23 protein-coding genes are annotated in these 22,902 nt (G+C 64.7%); 18 read left to right on the top strand and 5 right to left on the bottom strand.

Going from position 1 to position 22,902, the window contains the following annotated elements:
* The first annotated feature begins 60 nt into the window (after positions 1-60).
* The 6 genes from JG747_RS02360 (at position 61) to JG747_RS02385 (ending at position 6,368) form a co-directional block, all read left to right on the top strand.
* A complete protein-coding gene (locus JG747_RS02360) occupies positions 61-1,002 on the top strand; it encodes a sugar ABC transporter substrate-binding protein (protein ID WP_019860851.1) in 942 nt (313 codons plus the stop codon).
* A gap of 106 nt (positions 1,003-1,108) precedes the next feature.
* Positions 1,109-2,185: an ABC transporter permease gene (locus tag JG747_RS02365; protein ID WP_019862603.1), complete on the top strand. Its 1,077-nt coding sequence runs from the start codon at positions 1,109-1,111 to the stop codon at positions 2,183-2,185.
* A 2-nt stretch (positions 2,186-2,187) separates the two neighbouring features.
* A complete protein-coding gene (locus tag JG747_RS02370) occupies positions 2,188-2,955 on the top strand; it encodes an ATP-binding cassette domain-containing protein (protein ID WP_010912863.1) in 768 nt (255 codons plus the stop codon).
* 121 nt (positions 2,956-3,076) lie between these two features.
* Positions 3,077-4,078, top strand: a complete 1,002-nt coding sequence (iolG, locus tag JG747_RS02375; RefSeq protein WP_038651424.1) for an inositol 2-dehydrogenase — start codon at positions 3,077-3,079, stop codon at positions 4,076-4,078.
* Between the two features lie 75 nt (positions 4,079-4,153).
* Positions 4,154-4,948, top strand: a complete 795-nt coding sequence (locus tag JG747_RS02380) for an SDR family oxidoreductase (protein ID WP_038651421.1) — start codon at positions 4,154-4,156, stop codon at positions 4,946-4,948.
* A 328-nt stretch (positions 4,949-5,276) separates the two neighbouring features.
* Positions 5,277-6,368 carry a 3-deoxy-7-phosphoheptulonate synthase gene (locus JG747_RS02385; protein ID WP_019862600.1) on the top strand — a complete coding sequence of 364 codons (1,092 nt, stop codon included), beginning with the start codon at positions 5,277-5,279 and terminating at the stop codon, positions 6,366-6,368.
* A 32-nt stretch (positions 6,369-6,400) separates the two neighbouring features.
* On the opposite strand, the gene JG747_RS02390 is transcribed toward JG747_RS02385, so the two are convergent.
* The gene (locus tag JG747_RS02390) at positions 6,401-7,036 is read right to left on the bottom strand and encodes a LysE family translocator (protein WP_202361072.1); all 636 of its coding nucleotides are present in this window, start codon (positions 7,034-7,036) and stop codon (positions 6,401-6,403) included.
* Between the two features lie 129 nt (positions 7,037-7,165).
* Between JG747_RS02390 and JG747_RS02395 the strand changes: the two genes are divergently transcribed.
* Positions 7,166-7,861, top strand: a complete 696-nt coding sequence (locus tag JG747_RS02395; RefSeq protein WP_027047635.1) for a helix-turn-helix transcriptional regulator — start codon at positions 7,166-7,168, stop codon at positions 7,859-7,861.
* Between the two features lie 11 nt (positions 7,862-7,872).
* Here JG747_RS02395 and JG747_RS02400 read toward each other — a convergent pair whose 3' ends face one another.
* A complete protein-coding gene (locus tag JG747_RS02400) occupies positions 7,873-8,982 on the bottom strand; it encodes a Gfo/Idh/MocA family protein (RefSeq protein ID WP_202361073.1) in 1,110 nt (369 codons plus the stop codon).
* A gap of 156 nt (positions 8,983-9,138) precedes the next feature.
* On the opposite strand from JG747_RS02400, the gene JG747_RS02405 reads away from it, so the two are divergent.
* The 11 genes from JG747_RS02405 (at position 9,139) to JG747_RS02455 (ending at position 19,963) form a co-directional block, all read left to right on the top strand.
* A complete protein-coding gene (locus tag JG747_RS02405) occupies positions 9,139-9,984 on the top strand; it encodes a MurR/RpiR family transcriptional regulator (protein ID WP_032932584.1) in 846 nt (281 codons plus the stop codon).
* 157 nt (positions 9,985-10,141) lie between these two features.
* The gene (locus JG747_RS02410) at positions 10,142-12,076 is read left to right on the top strand and encodes a bifunctional 5-dehydro-2-deoxygluconokinase/5-dehydro-2-deoxyphosphogluconate aldolase (protein ID WP_019862594.1); all 1,935 of its coding nucleotides are present in this window, start codon (positions 10,142-10,144) and stop codon (positions 12,074-12,076) included.
* A gap of 35 nt (positions 12,077-12,111) precedes the next feature.
* Positions 12,112-13,962, top strand: a complete 1,851-nt coding sequence (iolD, locus tag JG747_RS02415) for a 3D-(3,5/4)-trihydroxycyclohexane-1,2-dione acylhydrolase (decyclizing) (RefSeq protein ID WP_202361074.1) — start codon at positions 12,112-12,114, stop codon at positions 13,960-13,962.
* Positions 13,963-14,150: 188 nt separating this feature from the next.
* On the top strand, positions 14,151-15,068 hold the full coding sequence (gene iolE / locus JG747_RS02420) for a myo-inosose-2 dehydratase (RefSeq protein WP_038651404.1): 918 nt from the start codon (positions 14,151-14,153) through the stop codon (positions 15,066-15,068).
* Positions 15,069-15,111: 43 nt separating this feature from the next.
* The gene (locus JG747_RS02425; RefSeq protein ID WP_019862591.1) at positions 15,112-15,330 is read left to right on the top strand and encodes a hypothetical protein; all 219 of its coding nucleotides are present in this window, start codon (positions 15,112-15,114) and stop codon (positions 15,328-15,330) included.
* Between the two features lie 4 nt (positions 15,331-15,334).
* A complete protein-coding gene (gene iolB / locus JG747_RS02430) occupies positions 15,335-16,147 on the top strand; it encodes a 5-deoxy-glucuronate isomerase (protein ID WP_038651401.1) in 813 nt (270 codons plus the stop codon).
* Positions 16,148-16,298: 151 nt separating this feature from the next.
* The gene (locus JG747_RS02435; protein ID WP_038651398.1) at positions 16,299-17,006 is read left to right on the top strand and encodes a DUF1045 domain-containing protein; all 708 of its coding nucleotides are present in this window, start codon (positions 16,299-16,301) and stop codon (positions 17,004-17,006) included.
* A gap of 35 nt (positions 17,007-17,041) precedes the next feature.
* A complete protein-coding gene (locus JG747_RS02440) occupies positions 17,042-18,181 on the top strand; it encodes an alpha-D-ribose 1-methylphosphonate 5-triphosphate diphosphatase (protein WP_202361075.1) in 1,140 nt (379 codons plus the stop codon).
* Entirely contained in the window at positions 18,178-18,807 is a 630-nt protein-coding gene (phnN, locus tag JG747_RS02445; RefSeq protein ID WP_064985184.1) for a phosphonate metabolism protein/1,5-bisphosphokinase (PRPP-forming) PhnN, read from the top strand. Before JG747_RS02440 ends, phnN begins: the two co-directional genes overlap by 4 nt.
* A gap of 188 nt (positions 18,808-18,995) precedes the next feature.
* Positions 18,996-19,751, top strand: a complete 756-nt coding sequence (locus tag JG747_RS02450) for a COG4280 domain-containing protein (protein WP_202361076.1) — start codon at positions 18,996-18,998, stop codon at positions 19,749-19,751.
* Positions 19,748-19,963: a hypothetical protein gene (locus JG747_RS02455; RefSeq protein ID WP_019862585.1), complete on the top strand. Its 216-nt coding sequence runs from the start codon at positions 19,748-19,750 to the stop codon at positions 19,961-19,963. The genes JG747_RS02450 and JG747_RS02455 overlap by 4 nt, the downstream gene beginning before the upstream one ends.
* Positions 19,964-20,030: 67 nt before the next feature.
* On the opposite strand, the gene JG747_RS02460 is transcribed toward JG747_RS02455, so the two are convergent.
* From JG747_RS02460 to JG747_RS02470, 3 genes are read right to left on the bottom strand one after another with little or no spacing between them, the layout of a single operon-like run.
* Positions 20,031-20,912, bottom strand: coding sequence for an SMP-30/gluconolactonase/LRE family protein (locus JG747_RS02460; RefSeq protein WP_019862583.1), 882 nt, complete (start codon positions 20,910-20,912; stop codon positions 20,031-20,033).
* 2 nt (positions 20,913-20,914) lie between these two features.
* The gene (locus tag JG747_RS02465) at positions 20,915-21,883 is read right to left on the bottom strand and encodes an ABC transporter permease (protein ID WP_038651383.1); all 969 of its coding nucleotides are present in this window, start codon (positions 21,881-21,883) and stop codon (positions 20,915-20,917) included.
* Positions 21,880-22,902 (bottom strand): ABC transporter permease, encoded by a 1,023-nt coding sequence (locus JG747_RS02470; protein WP_244748416.1) that lies wholly within the window; start codon positions 22,900-22,902, stop codon positions 21,880-21,882. The genes JG747_RS02465 and JG747_RS02470 overlap by 4 nt, the downstream gene beginning before the upstream one ends.

The raw sequence follows: 22,902 nt of genomic DNA on the forward strand, positions 1-22,902 counted from the left end.
GAGATCGGGGATTCCGGATAGATCGGTGCAACCGGACACCAAAAGTGGAGGAGAGATACAATGAAGAAACTGCTTTTGGGCGTCGCCTTCGCGGCGCTGATGAGTTCATCGGCTTTTGCCGCCAAGATCGGCGTATCGATGGCCAAGTTCGATGACAACTTCCTCACCGTGCTGCGCAACGGCATGATCGCCCAGGCCAAGGGCATGAGTGGCGTCGAACTGCAGGTCGAAGACGCACAGAACGACGTTGCCAAGCAGCTCGACCAGATCAAGAACTTCGCCGCTTCGGGCGTCGACGCCATCATCGTCAACCCGGTCGACACCTCGGCCACGCAGGCGATGTCCGACGCTGCCGCCGCCGCCAAGATCCCGCTGGTCTATGTCAACCGCGAGCCGGTCAACGTGAACTCGCTGCCCGACAATCAGGCCTTCGTCGCCTCGAACGAGGCCGATTCCGGCACGCTCGAGACCAAGGAAGTCTGCCGCCTGTTCAAGGAAGCCGGCAAGAAGGAAGCCAATGTCTATGTGATCATGGGCGAGCTTTCCAACCAGGCCGCCGTGCAGCGCACCAAGGACATTGAAGAGGTGATCGCCACGCCGGACTGCAGCTTCATCAAGATCATCGACAAGCAGACCTCGAACTGGAACCGCGACGAGGCGCAGAACCTGATGACCAACTGGCTGTCGACCGGCAAGAAGTTCGACGGCGTCATCGCCAACAATGACGAAAGCGCCATCGGCGCCATCCAGGCGATGAAGGCCGCCAACATCGACATGAAGTCGGTTGTCGTCGGCGGCGTCGACGCCACGCAGGACGCGCTTGCCGCCATGCAGGCCGGCGACCTCGATGCAACCGTGTTCCAGGACGCCGCCGGCCAGGGCGCAGGCGCGCTGGATGCGGCGCTGAAACTGTCCAAGGGCGAGAAGGTCGAGCACAAGGTCTACGTGCCGTTCCAGCTTGTCACCCCGGCAAACATCGACAAGTTCCTGAAGAAGAACTGAGCCGCGGACATAGGAGCGGCGCGCGCGCAGAAGGCAGCGCCGCTCCCCTTTCCCTCGGCGCCTGACGGCGCTCGAGGCGCGACCGCGGCTGACGGAGGATAGAAGATTGGCACAGACATCTCATGGCGTCGGAGGGCTTACCTACGATGCGAAGAAGCGCGCCTGGCCGGCCGAATTCAACGTTTTCCTGGCGCTCGTCATTCTCGTCGTCATCTTCGAACTGATCGGCCGCATCTTTCTCGGCGACAGTTTCCTGTTCAACACCCGCAGCGACGTCTCGGGGATCTTCAATGAGGCCCGCCTGCAGATCATCATCCTGCAGGTGTCGATCGTCGGCATCATCGCCATCGGCGTGACGCAGGTGATCATTTGCGGCGGCATCGACCTGTCTTCGGGTTCGATCGTCGGGGCCACCGCCATGATCGCCATGAGTTTCGCCCAGGTGGCGACCGTCAACGGCAATCCCAACCCGAAGGCGATGTTCCTGGCGCAAGGCTGGACCGACCTGCCCGTCATCGTGCCGCTGCTGGTGGCGATCGGCTGCGGGCTGCTCGCCGGCCTCGTCAATGGCTCCTTGATCGCCTACACGCGCATTCCTCCCTTCATCGCCACGCTCGGCATGATGGTGACCGCGCGCGGCATCGCCAAATGGTGGTCGAAGGGCCAGCCCATCTCGTTTCCCACCGACAGTTTCGCGGCGATCGGCAAGGGCCTGATGCCCGTCATCATCTTCCTGTCGCTGGCCGTGCTGTTCCAGCTCATCATGAGCTACACACGCTACGGCAAGCACTGTTACGCGATCGGCTCCAATGAGGACGCCGCGCGCATGTCCGGCATCAAGATCGCCAACCACAAGATCCTGGTCTACGTCATCGCCGGCATCCTCGCCTCGCTCGCCGCGGTGGTGCTCTCGTCCAAGAACCTCACCGCCCAGGCCGGCATGGGGGTGATGTACGAACTCGACGCCATCGCCATGGCGGTCATCGGCGGCGTCTCGCTGTCGGGCGGCCGCGGCTCGATCATCGGCACGGTTATCGGCTCGCTGATCTTCGGCGTCATCATCTCCGGCTTCACCTTCCTGCGCCTCGACGCCTACTACCAGGAGATGGTGAAGGGCGTGATCATCGTCGGCGCGGTCGTTCTCGACCAGTGGCGCCAACGCCTGCGGGCATTGAGGGCTTGACCATGTCAGACATCGTCCTGAAGACCGAAAACCTGACCAAGCGCTATGGCGGCGTGCATGCGCTGGAAGGCGCAAACTTCGAACTGCGCAAGGGCGAGCATGTCGCCATCATGGGCGACAATGGCGCCGGCAAATCGACCTTCGTGCGCCAGATCACCGCTGTCGAGCAGCGCACCAGCGGCCAGATCTGGTTCGACGGCAAGGAGGTGAATTTTGCCGGGCCGATCGAGGCCCGCACCGCGGGCATCGAGACAGTGTTCCAGAACCTGGCGCTGGCCGACGATCTCGACGTGCCGTCGAACCTGTTCCTCGGCCGCGAAAAGGTGCTGTTCAATCTGGGGCCCTTCTCAATCCTCGACCGCAAATACATGCGCAAGGCAACCGAGGCGGCGCTGGTGCGCACGGCGGTGAAGATCCCCAATCTCTCCAACACCATCCGCCACATGTCGGGCGGCCAGCGGCAGTGCGTGGCGATCGCACGGACCGCGACCTTCGCCTCCAAGCTGATCATCATGGACGAGCCGACAGCCGCACTCGGCGTGCAGGAGACGGCGCAGGTCGAAAACATCATCCGCACGCTGAAGGACAATGGCGAGCCGCTGATCCTGATCAGCCACAATATGCGCCAGGTATTCGACCTGTGTGACCGCATCGTGGTGTTCCGGCGCGGCCGCATCGTCGCCAATCTGCGCAAGGAGAATACCGACGGCCAGGACATCGTCTCCTACATCACCGGCGCCAAGACCGGGGAGGCGGAACTCGCGGCTTGAGGCTAGGCGATCGCCCGCTTCCGGGACGATCTGCCGCGCCAACAAAATACCCCAGGCACCTTTCCCTAACAGGAAGGTGCGGACACAACGCTCTCGAACCCATCCCTCAGAGGAAACATCCATGACTGTTCGTTTCGCCCTCCTCGGTGCCGGCCGCATCGGCAAGGTCCACGCCCGCGCTGTCGGCTCCAACCCGCAGGCCAAACTGGTGGCGGTGGCCGACGCCTTCGAGAAGGCGGCGACCGAACTGGCAACGGCCTATGGCGCCGAAGTGCGCACCATCGACGCCATCGAAAAGTCCAAGGACATTGACGCCGTCGTCATCTGCACGCCGACCGACACCCATGCCGATCTGATCGAGCGTTTCGCCAAGGCCGGCAAGGCGATCTTCTGCGAGAAGCCGATCGACCTGAACGTCAAGCGCGTCGAAAAATGCCTGGCCGTGGTCGAGAAGGCCAAGGCGACGCTGATGGTCGGCTTCAACCGCCGCTTCGACCCGCATTTCGCGGCCGTGCGCAAGGCAATCGACGACGGCGCCATCGGCACGGTCGAGATGGTCACCATCACCTCGCGCGATCCCGGCGCGCCGCCGATCGACTACATCAAGCGCTCGGGTGGCATTTTCCGCGACATGACCATCCATGATTTCGACATGGCGCGCTTCCTGCTCGGCGAAGAGCCCGTTGCCGTGAGCGCCCACGCCTCGGTGCTGGTCGACAAGAAGATCGGCGAGGCCGGCGATTTCGACAGCGTCAGCGTCATCCTTGAGACGGCTTCCGGCAAGCAGGCCGTCATCTCCAATTCGCGCCGCGCCACCTATGGCTACGACCAGCGCATCGAGGTGCATGGTTCGAAAGGCATGATCGCGGCCGAGAACCAGCGGCCGGTGTCGATCGAACTGGCCAACGAGAAGGGCTATACGCGCCCACCGCTGCACGATTTCTTCATGACCCGCTATCTCGACGCCTACGCCATCGAGATCGCCTCGTTCATCGCCGCCGCGACATCAGGCAAGAAGGCGGCGCCGAGCGGCGCCGACGGCCTCGTGGCGCTGAAGCTGGCCGATGCGGCGCTGAAGTCGGCGACGACGGGCAAGACCGTCCGTCTCGACACGGTGCGTTGATATTCGGGTGAGGCCGGCCTGACCCGAATCTAAACACACCTTGAGTTGTTTGGAACCTAACAAAGGAGTAGGGCGATGAGCGCATCCGCCGATCGTAATTCACAGACACGCGCCATCGTCACCGGCGGCGCGCAAGGCATCGGCTTTGCCGTCGCCGAGGCGCTGGCCGACGAGGGCTGCCGGGCATTGGCGCTCATCGGCCGCTCGCAGGAGAAGGGCGACAAGGCCGTTGCCCATTTCAAAAAGGCCGGCGTCGACGCGATCTTTGTCAGCGCCGACGTCTCGAAGGTGGCGGACTGCAAGCGCGCGGTTTCGACCGCGCTCGCTCATTTCGGCACGCTGAACGCGCTGGTCAACGCCGCCGCCACCTCGGCGCGCGGCTCGCTGGTCGAAACCTCGGAAGAGCTTTTCGACCAGATCTTCGCCACCAATGTGCGCGGACCCTTCTTCTTGATGCAGGGGCTGGTCGCCCATCTCCTGGAGCGCAAGGCGCCGGGCTCGATCGTCAACGTGCTGTCGATGTCGGCGCATTGCGGCCAGTCGTTCCTGACGCCCTATTCGACCAGCAAGGGCGCGCTGATGACGCTGACCAAGAACGTCGCCAACGCCTATCGCTTCAACCGCATCCGCTGCAACGCGGTGCTGCCTGGATGGATGGATACCGAGGGCGAGGACATCGTGCAGAAGAAATGGCACGACGCCCCGGACGACTGGCTGGCGAAAGCCGAAGCCGCGCAGCCGATGGGCCAATTGGTCAAGCCGGACCAGCTGGCCCGGCTGATCAGCTACATGGTCAGCCCGCAATCGGGGGTCATGACGGGGTCGCTGGTTGACTACGACCAGAGCGTTGCCGGGTCGTCGCCGGAGTAGCAGCGAGCCCTGCGCAAACGCTCCTCACTTCGTCATCCACGGGCGGAGCAAGGAGCGAAGCGACGCGGCGCAGCCTGAGGATGACGAAATCGCGAGGGTACGGCTCAACCCTGATTGACTGTCGTCAAGGGGACGTGACAAACGCCTCGGCTTCGACTATATGAGCCGCATGATCCACCTGTCCGCCACCTATTGGTACTTTAGCAGCTCGCTGGCGGCGGGAGGATTGCGCTCAATCTGAAGATTGCAGCAATACAATCCGAACAGCCGCCAGACCTGGCGGCTTTTTTGTTTCAGCCGGCAGGTCTCCTAACAGGAGCAGAAAGCCGTGTTGACCACCACAGACGACCTACGGGTCAAGGAAATCCGAGAACTGAGCACGCCGGACCAGGTGATGCGGGAAATCCCGCGCACGCTGACGGCGACGCGCACCGTCAGCGCCTCGCGCAACGCCATCCATGCTATTCTGAACGGCACTGACGACCGATTGCTTGTCGTCGTCGGACCCTGTTCGATCCATGATCCGGTCGCGGCCGTTGACTATGCCAGCCGTCTGGCGGCGCTGCGCGAGACCCTGTCCGACCGGCTCGAGATCGTGATGCGGGTGTATTTCGAGAAGCCACGCACGACGGTCGGCTGGAAAGGGCTGATCAACGATCCCGACCTCGACGGCAGCTTCAACATCGACAAGGGGCTCAGAATGGCGCGCAATGTGCTGTCGGCGGTCAACAATCTCGGCCTGCCGGCGGCGACCGAATTCCTCGACATGACCACGCCACAATACATTGCCGACCTCGTCGCCTGGGGCGCCATCGGCGCGCGCACCACCGAGAGCCAGATCCACCGCGAGCTGGCCTCGGGCCTGTCCTGCCCGGTCGGCTTCAAGAACGGCACCGACGGCAATCTCAGGATCGCCGGCGAGGCGGTAAAATCGGCCGCCCAGCCGCATCATTTCATGGCGGTGACCAAGGGGGGACGCAGCGGCATTGCCACCACCACGGGCAATGAAGACTGCCACGTCATCCTGCGCGGCGGCGTCCAGCCGAACTATGACGCGGCAAGCGTCGAGGCGGCCTCGCTCGAACTCGCCCGCATCGGTGTCGCGCCGCGGCTGATGATCGATGCCAGCCACGCCAACTCGACCAAGAAGCCGGAGAACCAGCCCAAGGTGGCGGCCGATGTGGCCGGCCAGGTGGCGGCGGGCGACGAGCGCATCATCGGCCTGATGATCGAGAGCAATCTCGTCGCCGGCCGGCAGGACGTGGTGCCCGGCAAGCCGCTCGTATATGGCCAGAGCATCACGGATGGCTGTATCGACTGGGCGACCACCGAGACCGTGCTGCACGGCCTTGCCGGCGCCGTCGAATGGCGCCGGTCGGCACGCCGCGCCATGCTGGAAAGCCGGCAAGGCGCTGCCTGACAGGACGGCAATGTGGGAAGGGCGGCGCTGGATTACGCCGTCCTCAGCCCTTCCCAGGCGGTGAACACCGAGACCGCAAAGAGCAACAGCCCGGCCGCGCGGCCGGCAAGGATGGTCGCCCGCGGATTGGCGATCAGAAGCTTGCGGCTGCGGCCGGCGGTGATTGCAAGCCCGCCATAGATCCCGGCCTGGGTGATCACCGTCATCAGACCCATGACAGTCGCCTGCACCCAGATCGGGCCGTAGTCCGGCTTCAGGAACTGCGGATAGACGGCAAGCACGAACAGATAGGCCTTCGGATTGATCAGGCAGGTCACCAGCCCCTGGCGAAACGCCTTCCATGCGGAGCGGCTGCCGACAGGCTCGTCCTGACCGACGGTGATGGAGCTGCGCATCAGCGTGATGCCGATGAAGGCCATGTAGGCGGCGCCGGCGATCAGCAACGGCTTGGACAGGATCGGCACGAAATGCATCAGCAGGCCGACGCCGATCGCCCCGTTCAGCGTGTGCACCATGCCGCCGACCATGATGCCGCCGGTCGCGGCCAGACCCCTGTCGCGGCCGCCGGTCAGCGCATTGGCCAGCACGAACAGCATGTCCATGCCCGGAACGGCGATGATGCCGAACAGCAGGATAAAGAAAAGCCAGAGATTTCCCGCGTAGCCCATGTCAGTTGCCTGTCGCCTCGTTCCACCAAGCCGCAGCGGAACCTGTTGATTTTCAATTCGATAGGCAGTCCTATAGGTCGACCCAACTGACAAGGGTGTGTCAGTTGCGGTCGGAGCCGGGTGAGGAAAATGCGCAAGGCGTCACGCCTGTTCGAGATCATCCAGATCCTGCGGCTGGCGCGGCAGCCGGTGACGGCCGCCATGATCGCCGAACGGCTGGAAGTGACGATCCGTTCGATCTATCGGGACATCGCCGCACTTCAGGCGATGCGCGTGCCGATCGAGGGTGGGCGCGGCATCGGTTATATCTTGCGCCCCGGTTTCGACCTGCCGCCGCTGATGTTTTCGATCGAGGAGATGGAGGCGATCGTGCTGTCGCTGGCGCTGCTGGAGCGCACGGGCGACGACGAGCTCAAGCAGGCGGCCAAGCGCGTCAGCAGCAAGATCGCCGGCGCGGTGCCGCCGCCGCTGCGCCAGACATTCGACGCCAATGCCCTGCATGCCTGGGGCTTTGCCGCCCCCTCGGCCGGCACGATCGACCTGGCGCTGGTGCGCCGCGCCGTCCGCGACGAGGAGAAGCTCGACCTCTCCTATCGCGACGAAGCAGGCCGGACCACGCAACGCATCATCCGGCCGATCGCGCTGATCTACTACGCCGAGTCCGCCAACATCGTCGCCTGGTGCGAACTGCGGCACGCGATCCGCAATTTCCGCAGCGACCGCATCGAGGACTGCCAGCCGACCGGGCTGCACTTCAAGGGCGAAGGCGACCGCCTGCGCCAAATCTGGGTCGACGGCTGGGAAACCCCGGCCCCCGGCGGCTAGACGAGCGGGTATTACCGTACATCCACCCAGCGCTTTTCCTCGAAGGAGCGTGCCATGGCGTGCACGGTGCGCTCGATCTCCAGACCCTCGGCGAATTCGATGAGGCGCGCCGGTCGGCCGGCGAGCCGCGTCAGCAATTCGTGGCACTCGATGATCTTGAGGTCGTTGAAGCCCAGGCCATGGCCGGGCGCCGGCAGGAAGGCGTCGTAGGGCTTGTGGTGCGGCGCCACCAGGATGGTGCGGTAGCCCTGTTCGGTCGGGCGATCCGCGGTGAGATAGAGCTGCAATTCGTTCATTCGCTCCTGGTCGAACAGGATCGAGCCCTTGGAGCCGAAGATCTGGATGGCGATGCGGCCCTTGCGGCCCCAGGCCGAGCGGTTGACCTGGAGCGTGCCGGCACTGCCGTTTTCCAGATGCATCAAGATGCTGGCGATGTCGTAGGTCTCGACCGCGCGGCGGCCGCCGGCCGCCAGCTTGCGGTCGGCATAAGGCTTGGCCATATCGCAGATGACGCTGGCGACGCGGCCGAACAGGACAGAGACCAGCGACAGCGGATGCACGGCGAAATCGTCGAGGGCACCATAGCCGGAAGCGGCCTCGTGCTTCCAGAAGAACAACGCCTCGGGATCGGCCATGAAATCCTCGTCCATCTCGATGCGCAGATGGTTGACCTCGCCGATGATCTTCTCGTCGAGCAGCGCGCCGATGTGACGGATGGCCGGGCTCTGGATGTAATTGTAGCCAAGGGCAGCGACCTTGCCGGATTTCCTGGCCGCTTCCGCCATCGCCTCGGCTTCGGCAAAGCTCGGCGCCATCGGCTTTTCGCACCACAGATGCTTGCCGGCCTGGAGGATGGCGATGGCCATTTCCGGATGGAACTGGTTGGGCGTGGTCAGCGAGACGATATCGACTTCCGGATCGTTGACGACGGCGCGCCAGTCGCCTGAGGCCTTGGCGAAGCCGAACTCCCCGGCCTTGCGCCGGGCAAGCTCCTCATTGACCTCGCCGAGATGGACGAGCCTGGGCTTGGCCACGTCGGGAAAGACGGCGCCGACGGCACTCCACGCAATGGCGTGGCACTTGCCCATGAAACCCGTGCCGATAAGACCGACGCCGACCATTTTCCGTTTCCTCCGCTGCCTGAAGCACTGCGTGGATGAATTAGTCCATTTTCTCTCCAAATGGAATGTCTGCCTCATTTTTTATGGCGTTCTTGCGCAGGCTCGCTATGATGGGGCAGAGAGGACGTTTCACGGATGAGCTTGGACGGGCCGACGATGGACGAACGGGTACCTCGCGACTTCGAGACGCTGCGCGCCACCATCCTGGACCGGCGCGAAAGCCTGCCCAAGCGCATCGCCCAGATCGCCGCCTACGCGCTCGACAATCCCGACGACATCGCCTTCGGTACCGCCGCCAGCATCGCCGCCTCGGCCGGCGTGCAGCCCTCCACCCTGATCCGCTTTGCCCAGCAGCTCGGCTTCGACGGCTTCACCAGCCTGCAGCAGGTGTTCCGCGAGCGGCTGCGCGAGCGCAACTCATCCTATGACGAGCGGCTGCAGGCGCTGCGCGCCAAGGCCGAGGGCGGCGCCGGTCACCGCGCGATCTTCGACGGCTTCGTCGCCGCCGCCAGCACCTCGCTCAACGACATTTCGCGCACGCTGGACGATGCGCATCTGGAAGAGGCGATTTCGCTGCTGGCAAAGGCGCAGACCATCTATGTCCTGGCCAAGCGGCGCTCCTATCCGGTGGCGACCTATATCGCCTATGCGCTGGGCAAGCTGAAGATCCGCAACCAGCTGATCGAATCGGCCGCCGGCCTGAACGCCGAGATGATCGCCTTCGCCACGCCGGCGGACGCCGTCATCGCCATCTCCTTCTCGCCCTATGCGCCGGCCACCATCGAGGAAGCACGCACCATTTCGGAACAGGGCGTGCCGATCGTCGCCATCACCGACAGCTCGTTTTCGCCGCTCGCCCAGTTCGCCAGGGTCTGGTTCGAGGTTGCCGAGGCGGATTTCGCCGGCTTCCGTTCGCTGTCGGCGACGATGGCGCTGGCCATGGCGTTGACCGTTGGCGTCGGCGAGAAGCGGCGCGATACCACCCGCAGGCGCAAAGCCTGATCGGGCACCTAAAAGCCAATTTTAGATCTCCGGGAATGCTCATTCCATATTGACTATGGATTGGAATTATTATTTCATATTCCCGGCACCACGCCGCCGCTCGCGCGTGTTACCCAAACAATGTTGTTCCTGACAACAAGTCTGACGGGAGGTTCCAATGAGCGAAGCCGTGGACGCCAAACAGGCGCCGCTCGACGTCATCACCATCGGTCGCGCTTCCGTCGACCTCTATGGCCAGCAGATCGGCTCGCGGCTGGAGGACATCACCTCTTTCGCCAAGTCGGTCGGTGGCTGCCCGGCCAACATTTCGGTCGGCACGGCGAGGCTCGGCCTGCGTTCGGCGCTGCTGACGCGCGTCGGCGACGAGCAGATGGGCCGCTTCATCCGCGAACAGCTGAAGCGCGAAGGCGTCAACACCGATGGGCTGAAGACCGACAAGGAGCGGTTGACCGCCCTGGTGCTGCTTTCGGTCGAGAGCGAAGGCGTTTCGCCGATGATCTTCTACCGCTCGGACTGCGCCGACATGGCACTGGCGCCGGAAGACATTGACGAGGCGTTCATCGCCTCGGCGCGTTCGATCGTCGTCACCGGCACGCATTTTTCCCGCCCCAACAGCGACGCCGCCCAACGCAAGGCGATCCGCATCATGAAAGCCAAGGGCGGCAAGGTTATCTTCGACATCGACTATCGGCCCAATCTGTGGGGTCTTGCCGGCCATGCCGAAGGCTTCGAGCGCTATGTCAAATCGGACCGGGTCTCGGCCCAGCTGAAGACCGTGCTGCCCGATTGCGATCTCATCGTCGGCACCGAGGAAGAGATTATGATCGCCTCGGGCGCCGACGACTGCCTGAGCGCGCTGAAGACGATCCGCGCACTGTCGTCGGCAACCATCGTGCTGAAACGCGGCGCCATGGGCTGCATCGTCTATGACGGACCGATCAGCGACGATCTCGAGGACGGTGTCGTCGGCAAGGGTTTTCCGATCGAGATCTACAATGTGCTGGGGGCCGGCGACGCCTTCATGTCCGGCTTCCTGCGCGGCTGGCTGGGCGGGCAAGACCATGCGACGGCGGCGACCTGGGCCAATGCCTGCGGCGCCTTCGCCGTGTCGCGGCTGCTCTGCGCGCCGGAATATCCGACCTTCGAGGAGCTGCAGTTCTTCCTCAAGAACGGCAGCAAATACAGGGCGCTGCGCAAGGACGAGGCGATCAACCATATCCATTGGGCAACGACCCGGCGGCGCGATATCCCGTCGCTGATGGCACTCGCCTGCGATCACCGTGTGCAGCTAGAAGACGTGGCGGCGAAAGCCGGCGCCGATCCGGCGCGCATCCGCGATTTCAAGGTGCTGGCGGTCAAGGCGGCGGCGAAGGTCGCGGCCGGCCGTGACGGCTACGGCATGCTGATCGACGAGAAACATGGCCGCGAGGCGATGTTCGAATTCGCCAGGCATTCCTTCGCCTGGCTCGGACGCCCTGTGGAACTGCCGGGCTCGCGGCCGCTGCGTTTTGAGTTCTCGCAGGACATCGGCTCGCAACTGGTGGAATGGCCGGTCGACCATTGCATCAAGTGCCTGTGCTTCTACCACCCCGACGATCCGGCGGCCTTGAAGGAGGAACAGCAGCAGAAATTGCGCGCGCTGTTCGAGGCGGCGCGGAAAGTCGGCCGGGAACTGCTCGTCGAGATCATCGCGGGCAAGCACGGCAAGCTCGACGACACGACCATTCCGCGCGCGCTGGAAGAGCTTTATGCGCTCGGCATCAAGCCGGATTGGTGGAAACTCGAACCGCAGGCTTCAGCCGGTGCCTGGACCAGGATCGAAGCGGTCATCCTGAAGCATGATCCGTGGTGCCGCGGCATCGTGCTGCTTGGGCTGGAAGCGCCGCAGGACGAGCTGGAAGCCGCCTTTGCGGCCACCGCCAAGGCGCCGATCGTCAAGGGTTTCGCCGTCGGCCGCACCATCTTCGTCCATGCGGCCGAAGAGTGGCTGGCCGGCAGGATGTCGGATGACGAGGCTGTCGCCGACATGGCGTCGCGCTTCGAACAGTTGACCGAGGCGTGGCTTGCCGCGCGCGGCCGCAAGGCGGCATAAGAAGGCGCGGCACAAGGACTGCGGAGGAAAACACCATGAGCAAGACAATCCGCCTGACGATGGCGCAGGCGCTGACCCGCTTCCTGTCCCGCCAGATGACCGAGATCGGCGGCAAAAAAGTGCCCATCTTCGGCGGCGTCTGGGCGATCTTCGGCCACGGCAATGTCGCTGGCATGGGCGAGGCGCTCTACCAGGTGCGCGACGAACTGCCGACCTTCCGCGCCCACAATGAACAGGCGATGGCGCATGCGGCTATCGCCTATGCCAAGGCCAATTTCCGCAGCCGCTTCATGGCCGCGACCTCTTCGATCGGCCCCGGCGCGCTCAACATGGTGACGGCGGCGGCGCTTGCCCATGTAAACAGGTTGCCTGTCCTGTTTTTGCCCGGCGACGTCTTCGCCAACCGCATCCCCGACCCGGTGCTGCAGCAGGCCGAGGATTTTTCCGACGGCACGGCGACGGTCAATGACTGCTTCCGTCCGGTGTCGCGCTATTTCGACCGCATCACGCGGCCGGAGCAGATCATCCCGGCGCTGAGCCGCGCCATGCAGGTGCTGACCGATCCGGCCGATTGCGGCCCGGTGACGCTGTCGCTCTGCCAGGATGTGCAGGCCGAGGCCTATGACTATCCCGAAAGCTTTTTCGCCGAACGGGTCTGGCACCAGCGCCGGCCGCGCCCGGACCGCCACGAACTCGCCGCCGCTGTGGCGGCACTCAAGGGCTCGAAGAAGCCGCTGATCATCGCCGGCGGCGGCGTTCTCTATTCGCAGGCCTCCGATGCGCTGGCCGAATTCGCCCAGGGCGCCGGTATTCCGGTCTGCGAGACACAAGGCGGCAAATCCTCGCTGCCGGACGATCATCCGCTCAACATGGCGGCGGTCGGCGTCACCGGCACCTCGGCCGCCAACCGGCTGGCGGAAGATGCCGATGTGGTGCTCGCCATCGGCACGCGCCTGCAGGATTTCACCACCGGCTCATGGGCGCTTTTCAAGACTTCCGGCAAGACCATCATCGGGCTGAACGTCCAACCTTTCGATGCCGGCAAGCACCGGGCACTCCCGCTGGTCGCCGACGCGGCCGAGGGACTGGCCGAACTCGGTGCCGTGCTGAAGGGCTGGAAGGCGCCTGCCGCCTGGACCGACGATGCGGCCAAGGGCAAGAAGGCCTGGCAGGCCGACGCGGCCAAGGTGACGGCCTCGACCAACGCCGCTTTCCCGTCCGACGCGCAGGTGATCGGCGCCGTGCAGCGGGCCATGGGCTCCGGCGTGACCTTGTTGCATGCAGCCGGCGGTCTGCCCGGCGAATTGCACAAGCTTTGGCAGGCCGGCGCGCCGGGTTCCTACCACGCCGAATACGGCTTCTCGACCATGGGCTACGAGATTGCCGGCGGGCTCGGCACCAAGATGGCCAAGCCCGGCGAAGAGGTGGTCGTCATGATCGGCGACGGCTCCTATCTGATGCTGAATTCGGAGATCGCCACCTCGGTGATGCTGGGTTTGAAGCTCACCATCGTGCTGCTCGACAACCGTGGGTATGGCTGCATCAACCGGCTGCAGATGGCGACCGGCGGCGCCAACTTCAACAATCTCCTGAAGGATTCGCGCCACGAAATCCTGCCCGACATCGACTTCGCCGCGCACGCGGCGAGCATGGGCGCAATTGCCGAGAAAGTGCCGTCGATCGCCGGCCTGGAAAACGCCCTGCAGAAGGCGAAGACGAACGACCGCACCACCGTGCTGGTCATCGACACCGACCCGCTGGTCTCCACCGACGCCGGCGGCCATTGGTGGGATGTGGCGGTGCCGGAAGTCTCCGCGCGGCCGCAGGTCAACGCGGCGCGCAAGGCCTATGACGAAAAGCGCCAGATGCAGAGCGTTGGCGATTGATGCTAAGTCGGCGCTGCTCCCTACCTCCCCCTTGTGGGGAGGTCGGACCGAGGGTCCGGGTGGGGGTCGGCGTCGCACCCCCACCCCGCTGCTTCGCAGCGACTTGCCGGGGCGAGCCACGGGTCTCGCCCGTCCTTCGGACCCCCACAAGGGGGAGGACAGATACGAACTGAAACTGGAGTGACGACTTGAAAGCCAAACTGGGCATGTCCCCCATCGCGTGGTGGAACGACGATCTTGCGGAACTGAGCGATGACGTGTCGCTGGAGGAGTGCCTGCGCCAGTCGCGCTCGGCCGGCTTCACCGGCATGGAGATGGGGCGGCGCTTCCCCAACGATCCCGCTGTCATGCTGCCGATCCTGAAAGCCGCCGACGTGACGCTGTGCGGCGGCTGGTTTTCCGGCACGCTGGTCGATGAGGAGATGAGCAAGAACAAGGATCGCATCCAGCCGATGATCGAGCTGTTCAAGGCGGTCAACGCGCCTTGCATCGTCTATGGCGAGGTCGGCCGCTCGATCCAGGGCGACCGCTCGAAGCCGCTGGCCACCAAGCCGAAACTCACCGGCGACGAGATGAAGGCCTATGCAAGGCGCCTGACCGAATTCGGCGAATGGTGCGCCGAACAAGGCATGCCGCTGTCCTATCATCACCACATGGCGGCGGTGGTCGAGACCGAGCCGGAGCTCGATGCATTCATGCGCCATTCCGGCGAAGGCATTCCGCTGCTGCTCGATGCCGGACACCTGGCCTTTGCCGGCGGCGATGTGCTGCGCGCCATCGACAACCACCACAAGCGCATCAGCCATGTGCATGTGAAGGATGTGCGCATGGATGTGATCGACAGGCTCGACCGCACGAAACAGTCGTTCCTCGACGCCGTGGCGCTCGGCGCCTTCACCGTGCCGGGCGACGGCTCGCTCGACTTCGGCGCCATCGTGCAGCGCTTCGCCGACCATGGCTATGAAGGCTGGTTCGTGGTCGAGGCCGAGCAGGACCCGAAGAAGAACCCGCCGCTCAAGATGGCGCAGGTCGGCCACAAGGAGCTGATGCGGGTGATGACATCAGCCGGCTACACGGTCGAAACCCAGGGTTTTCCGAATGCCTGACGCGACGGGTTCACGGCGAGGCAGGTTGCTGTAGATTGGCCCGATGAAAGATTCCGAGCACCCCTTCTTCCGCCCGTTGTGGCGGCGTGTCGCCGTCGTCGCGGTCTGTATCATCTGGTCGATCATCGAGTTCACCACCGGCACGCCATTCTGGGGCACCATCGCGCTCGGCTTCGCCGGCTATGCCGTCTGGCAGTTTTTTTATCTGTACAAGCCGGTTGATGAGAACAAGGCGCCGGCCGAGTCCGAACCGAAGGAGTAACCCGATGTCGAAGCTGCTGGTGAAGGCCGACAAGGGCCATGGCCGCGTTGCCCATGTGACGCCGAAAAGCGCCGGCTGGACCTATGTCGGTTTCGACCTGCATCGGCTGCAGCCCGGCGAAAGCGCCTCGGGAAAGACGCAAGACCGCGAAGTCTGCCTGGTGTTCGTCACCGGCAAGGGCAGCGCGACAGCCGGCGGCAAGGATCTCGGCCTGCTCGGCGCGCGTATGTCGCCTTTCGAGGGCAAGCCGTGGTCGGTCTATGTGCCCGAGGGATCGGACTGGTCGGTGACAGCGGACACCGAATTGGAACTCGCAGTCTGCTCGGCCCCCGGCCTCGGCGGCGGCTTGCCGGTTCGGGTGATCGGGCCGGACGATCTCGGCCAGGAGGTGCGCGGCAAGGGCACCAACACGCGCTACGTCACCAACATCCTGCCGGAAGGCAAGCCGGCCGATTCTTTGCTGGTGGTCGAGGTCATCACGCCGGGCGGCCACACGTCGAGCTATCCGCCGCACAAGCATGACCAGGACAATCTGCCGGCAGAATCCTATCTCGAGGAGACCTATTACCACCGCCTCAACCCGCCGCAGGGCTTTGCCTTCCAGCGCGTCTACACCGATGCCGACACGAATGGCCATCGCGCGCTGGACGAAGCCATGGCGATCGAGGATGGCGATGTCGTGCTGGTGCCCAAAGGCTATCACCCCTGCGCCGCCTGCCATGGCTACGATCTCTACTATCTCAACGTCATGGCCGGGCCGAAGCGGACGTGGAAATTCCACAATGCGCCCGAGCACGAATGGTTGATGAAGGCCTGACCGTTTTGCGTTTCCGGCTGAACTTATTGGTCCAGCTCGGAAAAATCGTCGGCTAAGGACCTATTGGGTCGATTTGCCTTCGAAAACCCTTCAAAGCTTCGTCAATCCGTCATGGAAATCACCTATGGCAGCGGTCTGACGAGGATTTTCGATGCGTTATGCCATCTACTTCACCCCCCGGCAGGACGAACCGCTGGCGCGGATCGCCGCCAACTGGCTGGGCCGTGACCCATTCGGCGCGGCGACAAGGCCGGTTGAGGCCGTGGCCGATCTGGCGGCGGAGGAAGTTGCCTTCCACACCGCCTCGGCACGCCGCTATGGATTCCACGCGACGCTGAAAGCACCCTTTCGCCTGGCTGCCAGCGAGACCGAGACGTCGCTGCGCGCCGCAATCGACCATTTTGCCGAAGCGACGCCGGTTGTGACGATCCCGCGTCTCTTCGTCAGCCAGATCGACAGCTTCTTCGCGCTGGTGCCGGAAGGACCGCTGCCGCCGCTCAACCGTTTCGCCGACGAGGTGGTGCGCGATTTCGACCGCTTCCGCGCGCCACTGACCGAGGCCGAGATCGAACGGCGCAGCCCGGATTCGCTGAAGCCGGCCGAGTTCCGCAATCTCTGCCAGTGGGGTTACCCCTATGTCTTCGAGACCTTCCGCTTCCACATGACTCTGTCGGGCCGCGCCGGGCCACAGGAAAGCCCTCGTTTGCGCGCAGCAATCGACAGCCTGTTCGCGGATGTGTTGCGGCAGCCGGTGCTGGTCGACGCGTTGACGCTGTTTATCGAGCCCGAACCGGGCGCGCCGTTCATGGTGCTTTCGCAGCACGCGCTGGGACGCCGCCCGGCAAGGAAAACTGCCTGAACTAACCTGCTCGAAGAACCAAAGGACTGCCCGAAATGACCGCCGAAACCGCTCTTTCCAACGCCCGCATCGTGCTTGCCAACGAGATCGTCGAGGGGTCGCTGGTGCTGCGTGACGGCTTTATCGCCGGCATCGATGCCGGCGGCAGCCGGTCGGGCGAGGACATGGGCGGCGACTATGTCATTCCCGGGCTGGTCGAGCTGCACACCGACCACCTGGAAGGCCATTACGCACCCCGGCCTAAGGTGCGCTGGAATCCGATCGCCGCGGTGCTTGCCCATGACGCGCAGGTGGCGACGGCCGGCATCACCACCGTGCTCGACGCCTTGCGCGTCGGCATGGACGAGGACGCCGACCTCACCTTAGCCGATATCCGCAAGCTGGCCGATGCCATCGAGGACAGCGTCGCGCAGGATCGTCTGCGCGCCGATCACTTCCTGCATCTGCGCTGCGAGGTTTCGGCGCCGGACTGCCTGCAGGCCTTCGCCGATTTCGACCGGGACGACCGGGTCAAGCTGGCCTCGCTGATGGATCATGCGCCCGGCCAGCGTCAGTTCGTCAATCTCGAAACCTATGCCTATTACTACCAGCGCAAGCTGAAGCTGACCGACCGCGACTTCAAACTGTTCTGCGAAAAGCGGATGGCGGAATCGGCGCGCTATTCGGCGCCGAACCGCGCGGTGATCGCGGCTGCCTGCCGTGAGCGCGGCATTGTGCTTGCCAGCCATGACGACGCCACATCGGGCCATGTCGACGAGGCGATCGAGCAGGGCGTGCGCGTTGCCGAGTTCCCGACCACCGAGGAAGCGGCGCGCGCTTCGAAGGCCGCGGGCCTGGGTGTTCTGATGGGTGCGCCGAATGTCATGCGCGGCGCCTCGCATTCGGGCAATGTCTCGGCGCGCGCGCTGGCCGGCGACGGGCTGCTCGACATCTTGTCATCAGACTATATTCCCTTCAGCCTGATCCAGTCGGCCTTCTTCCTCGGCGACATGGTCGAAGGCATTTCGCTGCCGCAGGCGGTCGCCATGGTGTCGAAGAACCCGGCCGAGGCCGTTGGCCTGACCGACCGCGGCGTCATCGAGCAGGGCCGCCGCGCCGACCTGGTGCGCGTGCGCGTCGACGACCATGTTCCGGTGGTGCGCACCGTCTGGCGGCAAGGGCGCCGGGTCGCATGATGGTGTCGGCCTTGATCGAGCGCGAGTTGTCCGCTGAAACGTTCCCTGTGCGTCATGGCGTCTTTGTCGCCGTCGTGGGGCCGAGCGGCGCCGGCAAGGACACGGTGATCGGTTACGCCCGTGCCCTCTTCGCCGATGAGACCCGGCTGGAATTCGTCCGCCGCGTCATCACCCGGCCAAGCGATGCGGCGAGCGAGGATCACGACACACTGGCCGACGCCGCCTTCGTCGAGGCCGAGGCCGACGGCGCCTTCGCCATCTCCTGGGAAGCGCATGGCTTGCGCTACGGCCTGCCTGCCGATGTCGACTGGTCGGTCGCCAATGGCCATGTGGCGGTGGCGAACGTGTCGCGTGCGATCATTCCCACCTTGCGCGAGCGCTATGCCAATCTGGCCATTGTCGAGATCACCGCTTCGCCTGACGTGTTGGCCGAGCGGCTGGCGATGCGCGGCCGCGAGTCGCGCGGCGAAGTGCTGGCGCGCCTGGCGCGCAGCGCCAATGTGACCCTGACCGGCCCCGGCGTGACCACGATCGACAATAGCGGCCCGCGCGAAGTGGCGGGCGAGCGCTTCGCCGAGCTCCTGCGCAAGGCAATGGCCTTCTCCGACATGTCGGGCATGATCTGATTTAGGCGTGCATCCTGCAGCGGCAGCGTGCGCGGCTCAATTGGCCCCAAGCGCCGCCCATTGGCGCTCACTTGCTTTCCCGCGGCTTCCGGAGCGCTATGTGGTGCTGACCACAGAAGTGATTCCAGGCCACGCGTCCTGGAACACCCGATCAGAGAATCCGGGGCGAACGAGGACAGGGAGCTTTCATGCAGACGCTGACGCCCATCCTCCCGACGGTCACGGCGGCATTTCTCGCCTCCTTCGTCGAGGTCGTCGAAGCCTTCACCATCGTGCTTGCGGTCGGCGTGACGCGCAGCTGGCGCCCGGCGCTGATTGGCGCCGCCTTGGCGCTGGCGTTGCTGGCGGCGCTGGTGCTGGCGTTCGGGCCGCTGCTGGCGCTGGTGCCGATCACCACGCTGCAGTTCATCGTCGGGGTGCTGCTGGTCCTGTTCGGCATGCGCTGGCTGCGAAAGGCCATCCTGCGCAGCGTCGGCGTCATTGCACTGCATGACGAGGAGGCGGCCTTCTCCAAGGAGACCGCCGCCCTCAGCCAGCAGGCCAATGACCGCCGCGCCGACTACCTCGCCGGCCTGGCCTCGTTCAAGGCGGTGCTGCTCGAGGGTGTCGAGGTTGTGTTCATCGTCATTGCCGTCGGCGCCGCCCATGGGCAGACGCTCTACGCCAGCCTGGGCGCGCTGGCAGCCTTCGTCCTGGTGATGCTTATCGGCCTGGCGGTGCACCGGCCGCTGGCACGCGTGCCGGAGAATGCGCTGAAATTCGTGGTCGGGCTGATGCTGACCAGCTTCGGCATCTTCTGGACCGGCGAAGGCATAGGCGCCGACTGGCCGGGCGCCGATCTCGCTCTGCTCGCCATCTTCTCCATCGTCACGCTGGCGTCCTTTGGCATGGTGCGCTGGCTGCGCGGCACCTATCCCGTATCAGCCGGAGGATTCGCCCGATGAGCGTCATCCGTCTTGTTGCCAGGGAATTCCTCGGCATGTTCGTCGATGACGGCAATCTGGCGCTGTTGGCGCTGGTGCTGGTGGCCGCCGTCGCGGCGGCGGTGAAGCTGCTGGCCCTGCCGCCGCTGCTCGGCGGCGTGCTGCTGCTGGTCGGCTGCCTCGCCATCCTGCTGCAAAGCGTTCGCCGCGCGGCACGTGCGGTCAAACGATAAAGGCGGCCCGCATGGCCGCTACCTCGGGCATCGTTTCGATAGCAAAACGATGCCCCAGCGATGCTGGCTAGCCCTTGAACGCCGGCAGGGTCAGGCCCTTGACGCCGACATCGAGCGCGAACAGTCCACCCGGATTCTTCTGGCGGACGAAGTGGCTGGCCGGGCGCTTGAGGACGGCTGACGTGACATAGAGGATGTCGAGGTCCTTGCCACCGAATTCGCAGCAGGTCGGCAGGTCGGTCGGCAGAACCACGGTCTGCATCAATTCGCCATCAGGATCATATCGGCAGACCTTGCTGGTCACCGGGATGGTCACCCAATAGCATCCCTCGGCATCTACGGTGGCGCCGTCGGCGACGCCGCCGGTCGCCGTCATGTCGATGAAGGTGCGGCGGTTTTCGATATCGCCGGTGGCGGCCTCGAAATCATAGGCCCACACCGCGCCGGCATGGCTGTCGGAGAAATACATGGTCTTGGAATCCGGGCTCCAGGCCAGCCCATTGGAGCAACCGATGCCATCGATCATCTTGTGCACGGAAAGGTCGGGATCGAGCCTATAAAGCGCGCCGATGAATTCGATCGGCTGACCCGGCACCTCGAACATCGAGCCCGACCAGAAGCGGCCCTGGCGATCCGGCTTGCCGTCATTGAAACGGGTGTTGGGCATATGAGATTCCGGGTCGACGATCGCCTGGAACGTGCCGGTCGCCGGGTCGAAGAAGTGAAAGCCGTTGGCCATGGTCAGCACAAGGCCGCCCTTCTCGCGCAGGCCGAGGCAGCCGAGATATTCCGGTGTCTCGAAGGTCTCGTCCTTGCCGGTCGCTGGATCATAGCGGTGGATCAGCTTCTTCCAGATGTCGATCCACCACAGCACGCCGGCCTTGGGGTCCCAGAGCGTGCCTTCGCCGAGTTCGGCCCTGGCATCGACGACGCAAGTGATTTCGACCATGGTCAGCCCTCTTTTCTCCGCAGCCTGCCGCCGAGGCCGGCGAAGGTCTCGCTGCCGATCGACACGGTGAGCAGGATGACAGCGCCGTAAACGATGAGCAGCGCTCCGCTCGACAGGTTCAGCGCCGGCAAAAGGCCGGTGAGGATGGTGAGCACCATGGCGCCGGCGACGGTGCCGAGATAATGGCCGCTGCCGCCGAGGATGGAGGCGCCGCCGATGGCCACCGCCGCGATCGAGGTGAACAGATAGGCGTCGCCCATGCCGAGATAGGCTTGGCCGGAATAGCCGGTCAAAAGCATGCCGGCGAAAGCGGCGGTGAGGCCTGAGATGACATAGGTGAGGATGGTGGTGCGTGCGGTCGGCACGCCGGAGAATTCGGCGACCGTGGCGCTGGTGCCTAGCGCGTAGAGATGGCGGCCGAACGCCGCCTTGGAGAGCAGCAGCGTCGCCACCAGGGTCAGCGCCAGCCAGATCAGCGCGATGACCGGAAAACCACCGAGCCGCCCGACCGACAGGAACTGGATCAGGGCCGGGGCCGAAGGCGTCGGCGAGCCGCCCGTCAGCACCAGGATCAGCCCTTGCAGGATCACGTTTGTGGCCAGCGTCATGATGATCGGCGGCACGCCGAACTGGGCAACGCCGATGCCGTTGATGAGGCCGATGAAAGCGCCGCCGGCAAGCAGCAGCGGCATGACCCAGACCAGCGGCAGATCCTGCCCGCCGCACAGCAGCGCCATGATGATGGCGGCCGAATTCAGCACCCAGGGCACCGACAGGTCGATGCCGCCGCCGATGATGACGAAGGTCTGGCCGAGCGCGACGATGCCGACGAAGGCGGCCAGCACGACGGTGGAGCGCATGTTGGAGACCGACAGGAAACCCGGCGAGAACAGCGCCGTGACCAGAAGCAGCACCACCATGCCGGCATAGGCGAGCACGATAAGGCGGTTGCGGGCAAGGAAAGCGCTCATTGGACCCGGTTCCTTGCGGCTTTCTCGGCGACGGAACTGGCCAGCACCGAGAGCAACAGGATGACGCCGGAGGCGACCGGCTGCCAATAGCTCGACACATGCAGGACGAAGACCAGATTGCCGATCAGGGTGAGCACGAAGGCGCCGATCAGCGTGCCGGCGAGATGGCCGCGGCCGCCGAACAGGCTGACGCCGCCGATGACCGCCGCCGCCACAGAGGGCAGGATATAATCCTTGCCGATGGTGGGCGAGCCGGCGCCGGTCTGCGTCACCAGGAACAGCGCCGCACCAGCCGCGAACAGGCCGGACAGGCCATAGGTGACGAGGTTGACCCTTGCGATCGGGACGCCGGACAGGAAGGCCGACTTTTCGTTGGAGCCGGTCGCCTGGATGGCGATGCCGACCCGCGTCGCGCGAAACCACCACCAGAACAACAGCAGCACCAGCAGCATCCAGACCGGGCTGGTCAGGCCGAGGGGCTGTGCGGAAGCGAAGCCGACCCACCATGAGGGAATGCTGCCGCCATCGGTCGGCAGGATGATCATGGCGACGCCGTTGAGGATCGACCAGGTGGCGAGCGTGACCAAGAAGGGCTGCAGCTTGAGCAGCGAGATCAGCAGGCCGTTGAGTGCGCCGATCAGGAAACCGAGCGCCAGGATGATCAGCGCCCAAAGTGCCGTGGTCGACGCATCGTCGGTAAAGCGCGTCGCCGCGATCACCGTGCCGAGGCTGATCATGCCGCCGATCGACAGGTCGATGCCGCCGCGCAGCAGCACGATGGTCTGCCCGGTCGCCGCCAGCATCAGCGTCATCGCCGCCGCCGTGTCGAGATTGAGCTCGTCCAGCGAGAAGACGCCGGATTGCAGGCTGCCATAGATGCCGATGATCAAGGCCAGCATCAGGCAGGCGACCAGGAACGGCGCGCGGTCGAGCAGGCGGCCGCGCCAGTCGATGGCCGGCTTGGTGGGCTTCGTCTCGGCCGGCCTCTGCGCCATCTCCACAGTCTGCTGCACGGACAT

It is taken from the genome of Mesorhizobium sp. 131-3-5, from assembly GCF_016756575.1.
GTDB classification, from domain to species: domain Bacteria; phylum Pseudomonadota; class Alphaproteobacteria; order Rhizobiales; family Rhizobiaceae; genus Mesorhizobium; species Mesorhizobium jarvisii.

Coding starts and splice junctions, on each gene's coding strand:
- JG747_RS02360 (WP_019860851.1), top strand. CDS start 61: ATGAAGAAACTGCTTTTGGGCGTCGCCTTCGCGGCGCTGATGAGTTCA.
- JG747_RS02370 (WP_010912863.1), top strand. CDS start 2,188: ATGTCAGACATCGTCCTGAAGACCGAAAACCTGACCAAGCGCTATGGC.
- iolG (WP_038651424.1), top strand. CDS start 3,077: ATGACTGTTCGTTTCGCCCTCCTCGGTGCCGGCCGCATCGGCAAGGTC.
- JG747_RS02380 (WP_038651421.1), top strand. CDS start 4,154: ATGAGCGCATCCGCCGATCGTAATTCACAGACACGCGCCATCGTCACC.
- JG747_RS02390 (WP_202361072.1), bottom strand. CDS start 7,036: ATGGGCTACGCGGGAAATCTCTGGCTTTTCTTTATCCTGCTGTTCGGC.
- JG747_RS02395 (WP_027047635.1), top strand. CDS start 7,166: ATGCGCAAGGCGTCACGCCTGTTCGAGATCATCCAGATCCTGCGGCTG.
- JG747_RS02400 (WP_202361073.1), bottom strand. CDS start 8,982: ATGGTCGGCGTCGGTCTTATCGGCACGGGTTTCATGGGCAAGTGCCAC.
- JG747_RS02405 (WP_032932584.1), top strand. CDS start 9,139: ATGGACGAACGGGTACCTCGCGACTTCGAGACGCTGCGCGCCACCATC.
- JG747_RS02410 (WP_019862594.1), top strand. CDS start 10,142: ATGAGCGAAGCCGTGGACGCCAAACAGGCGCCGCTCGACGTCATCACC.
- iolD (WP_202361074.1), top strand. CDS start 12,112: ATGAGCAAGACAATCCGCCTGACGATGGCGCAGGCGCTGACCCGCTTC.
- JG747_RS02425 (WP_019862591.1), top strand. CDS start 15,112: ATGAAAGATTCCGAGCACCCCTTCTTCCGCCCGTTGTGGCGGCGTGTC.
- iolB (WP_038651401.1), top strand. CDS start 15,335: ATGTCGAAGCTGCTGGTGAAGGCCGACAAGGGCCATGGCCGCGTTGCC.
- JG747_RS02435 (WP_038651398.1), top strand. CDS start 16,299: ATGCGTTATGCCATCTACTTCACCCCCCGGCAGGACGAACCGCTGGCG.
- JG747_RS02440 (WP_202361075.1), top strand. CDS start 17,042: ATGACCGCCGAAACCGCTCTTTCCAACGCCCGCATCGTGCTTGCCAAC.
- phnN (WP_064985184.1), top strand. CDS start 18,178: ATGATGGTGTCGGCCTTGATCGAGCGCGAGTTGTCCGCTGAAACGTTC.
- JG747_RS02450 (WP_202361076.1), top strand. CDS start 18,996: ATGCAGACGCTGACGCCCATCCTCCCGACGGTCACGGCGGCATTTCTC.
- JG747_RS02455 (WP_019862585.1), top strand. CDS start 19,748: ATGAGCGTCATCCGTCTTGTTGCCAGGGAATTCCTCGGCATGTTCGTC.
- JG747_RS02460 (WP_019862583.1), bottom strand. CDS start 20,912: ATGGTCGAAATCACTTGCGTCGTCGATGCCAGGGCCGAACTCGGCGAA.
- JG747_RS02465 (WP_038651383.1), bottom strand. CDS start 21,883: ATGAGCGCTTTCCTTGCCCGCAACCGCCTTATCGTGCTCGCCTATGCC.
- JG747_RS02470 (WP_244748416.1), bottom strand. CDS start 22,902: ATGTCCGTGCAGCAGACTGTGGAGATGGCGCAGAGGCCGGCCGAGACG.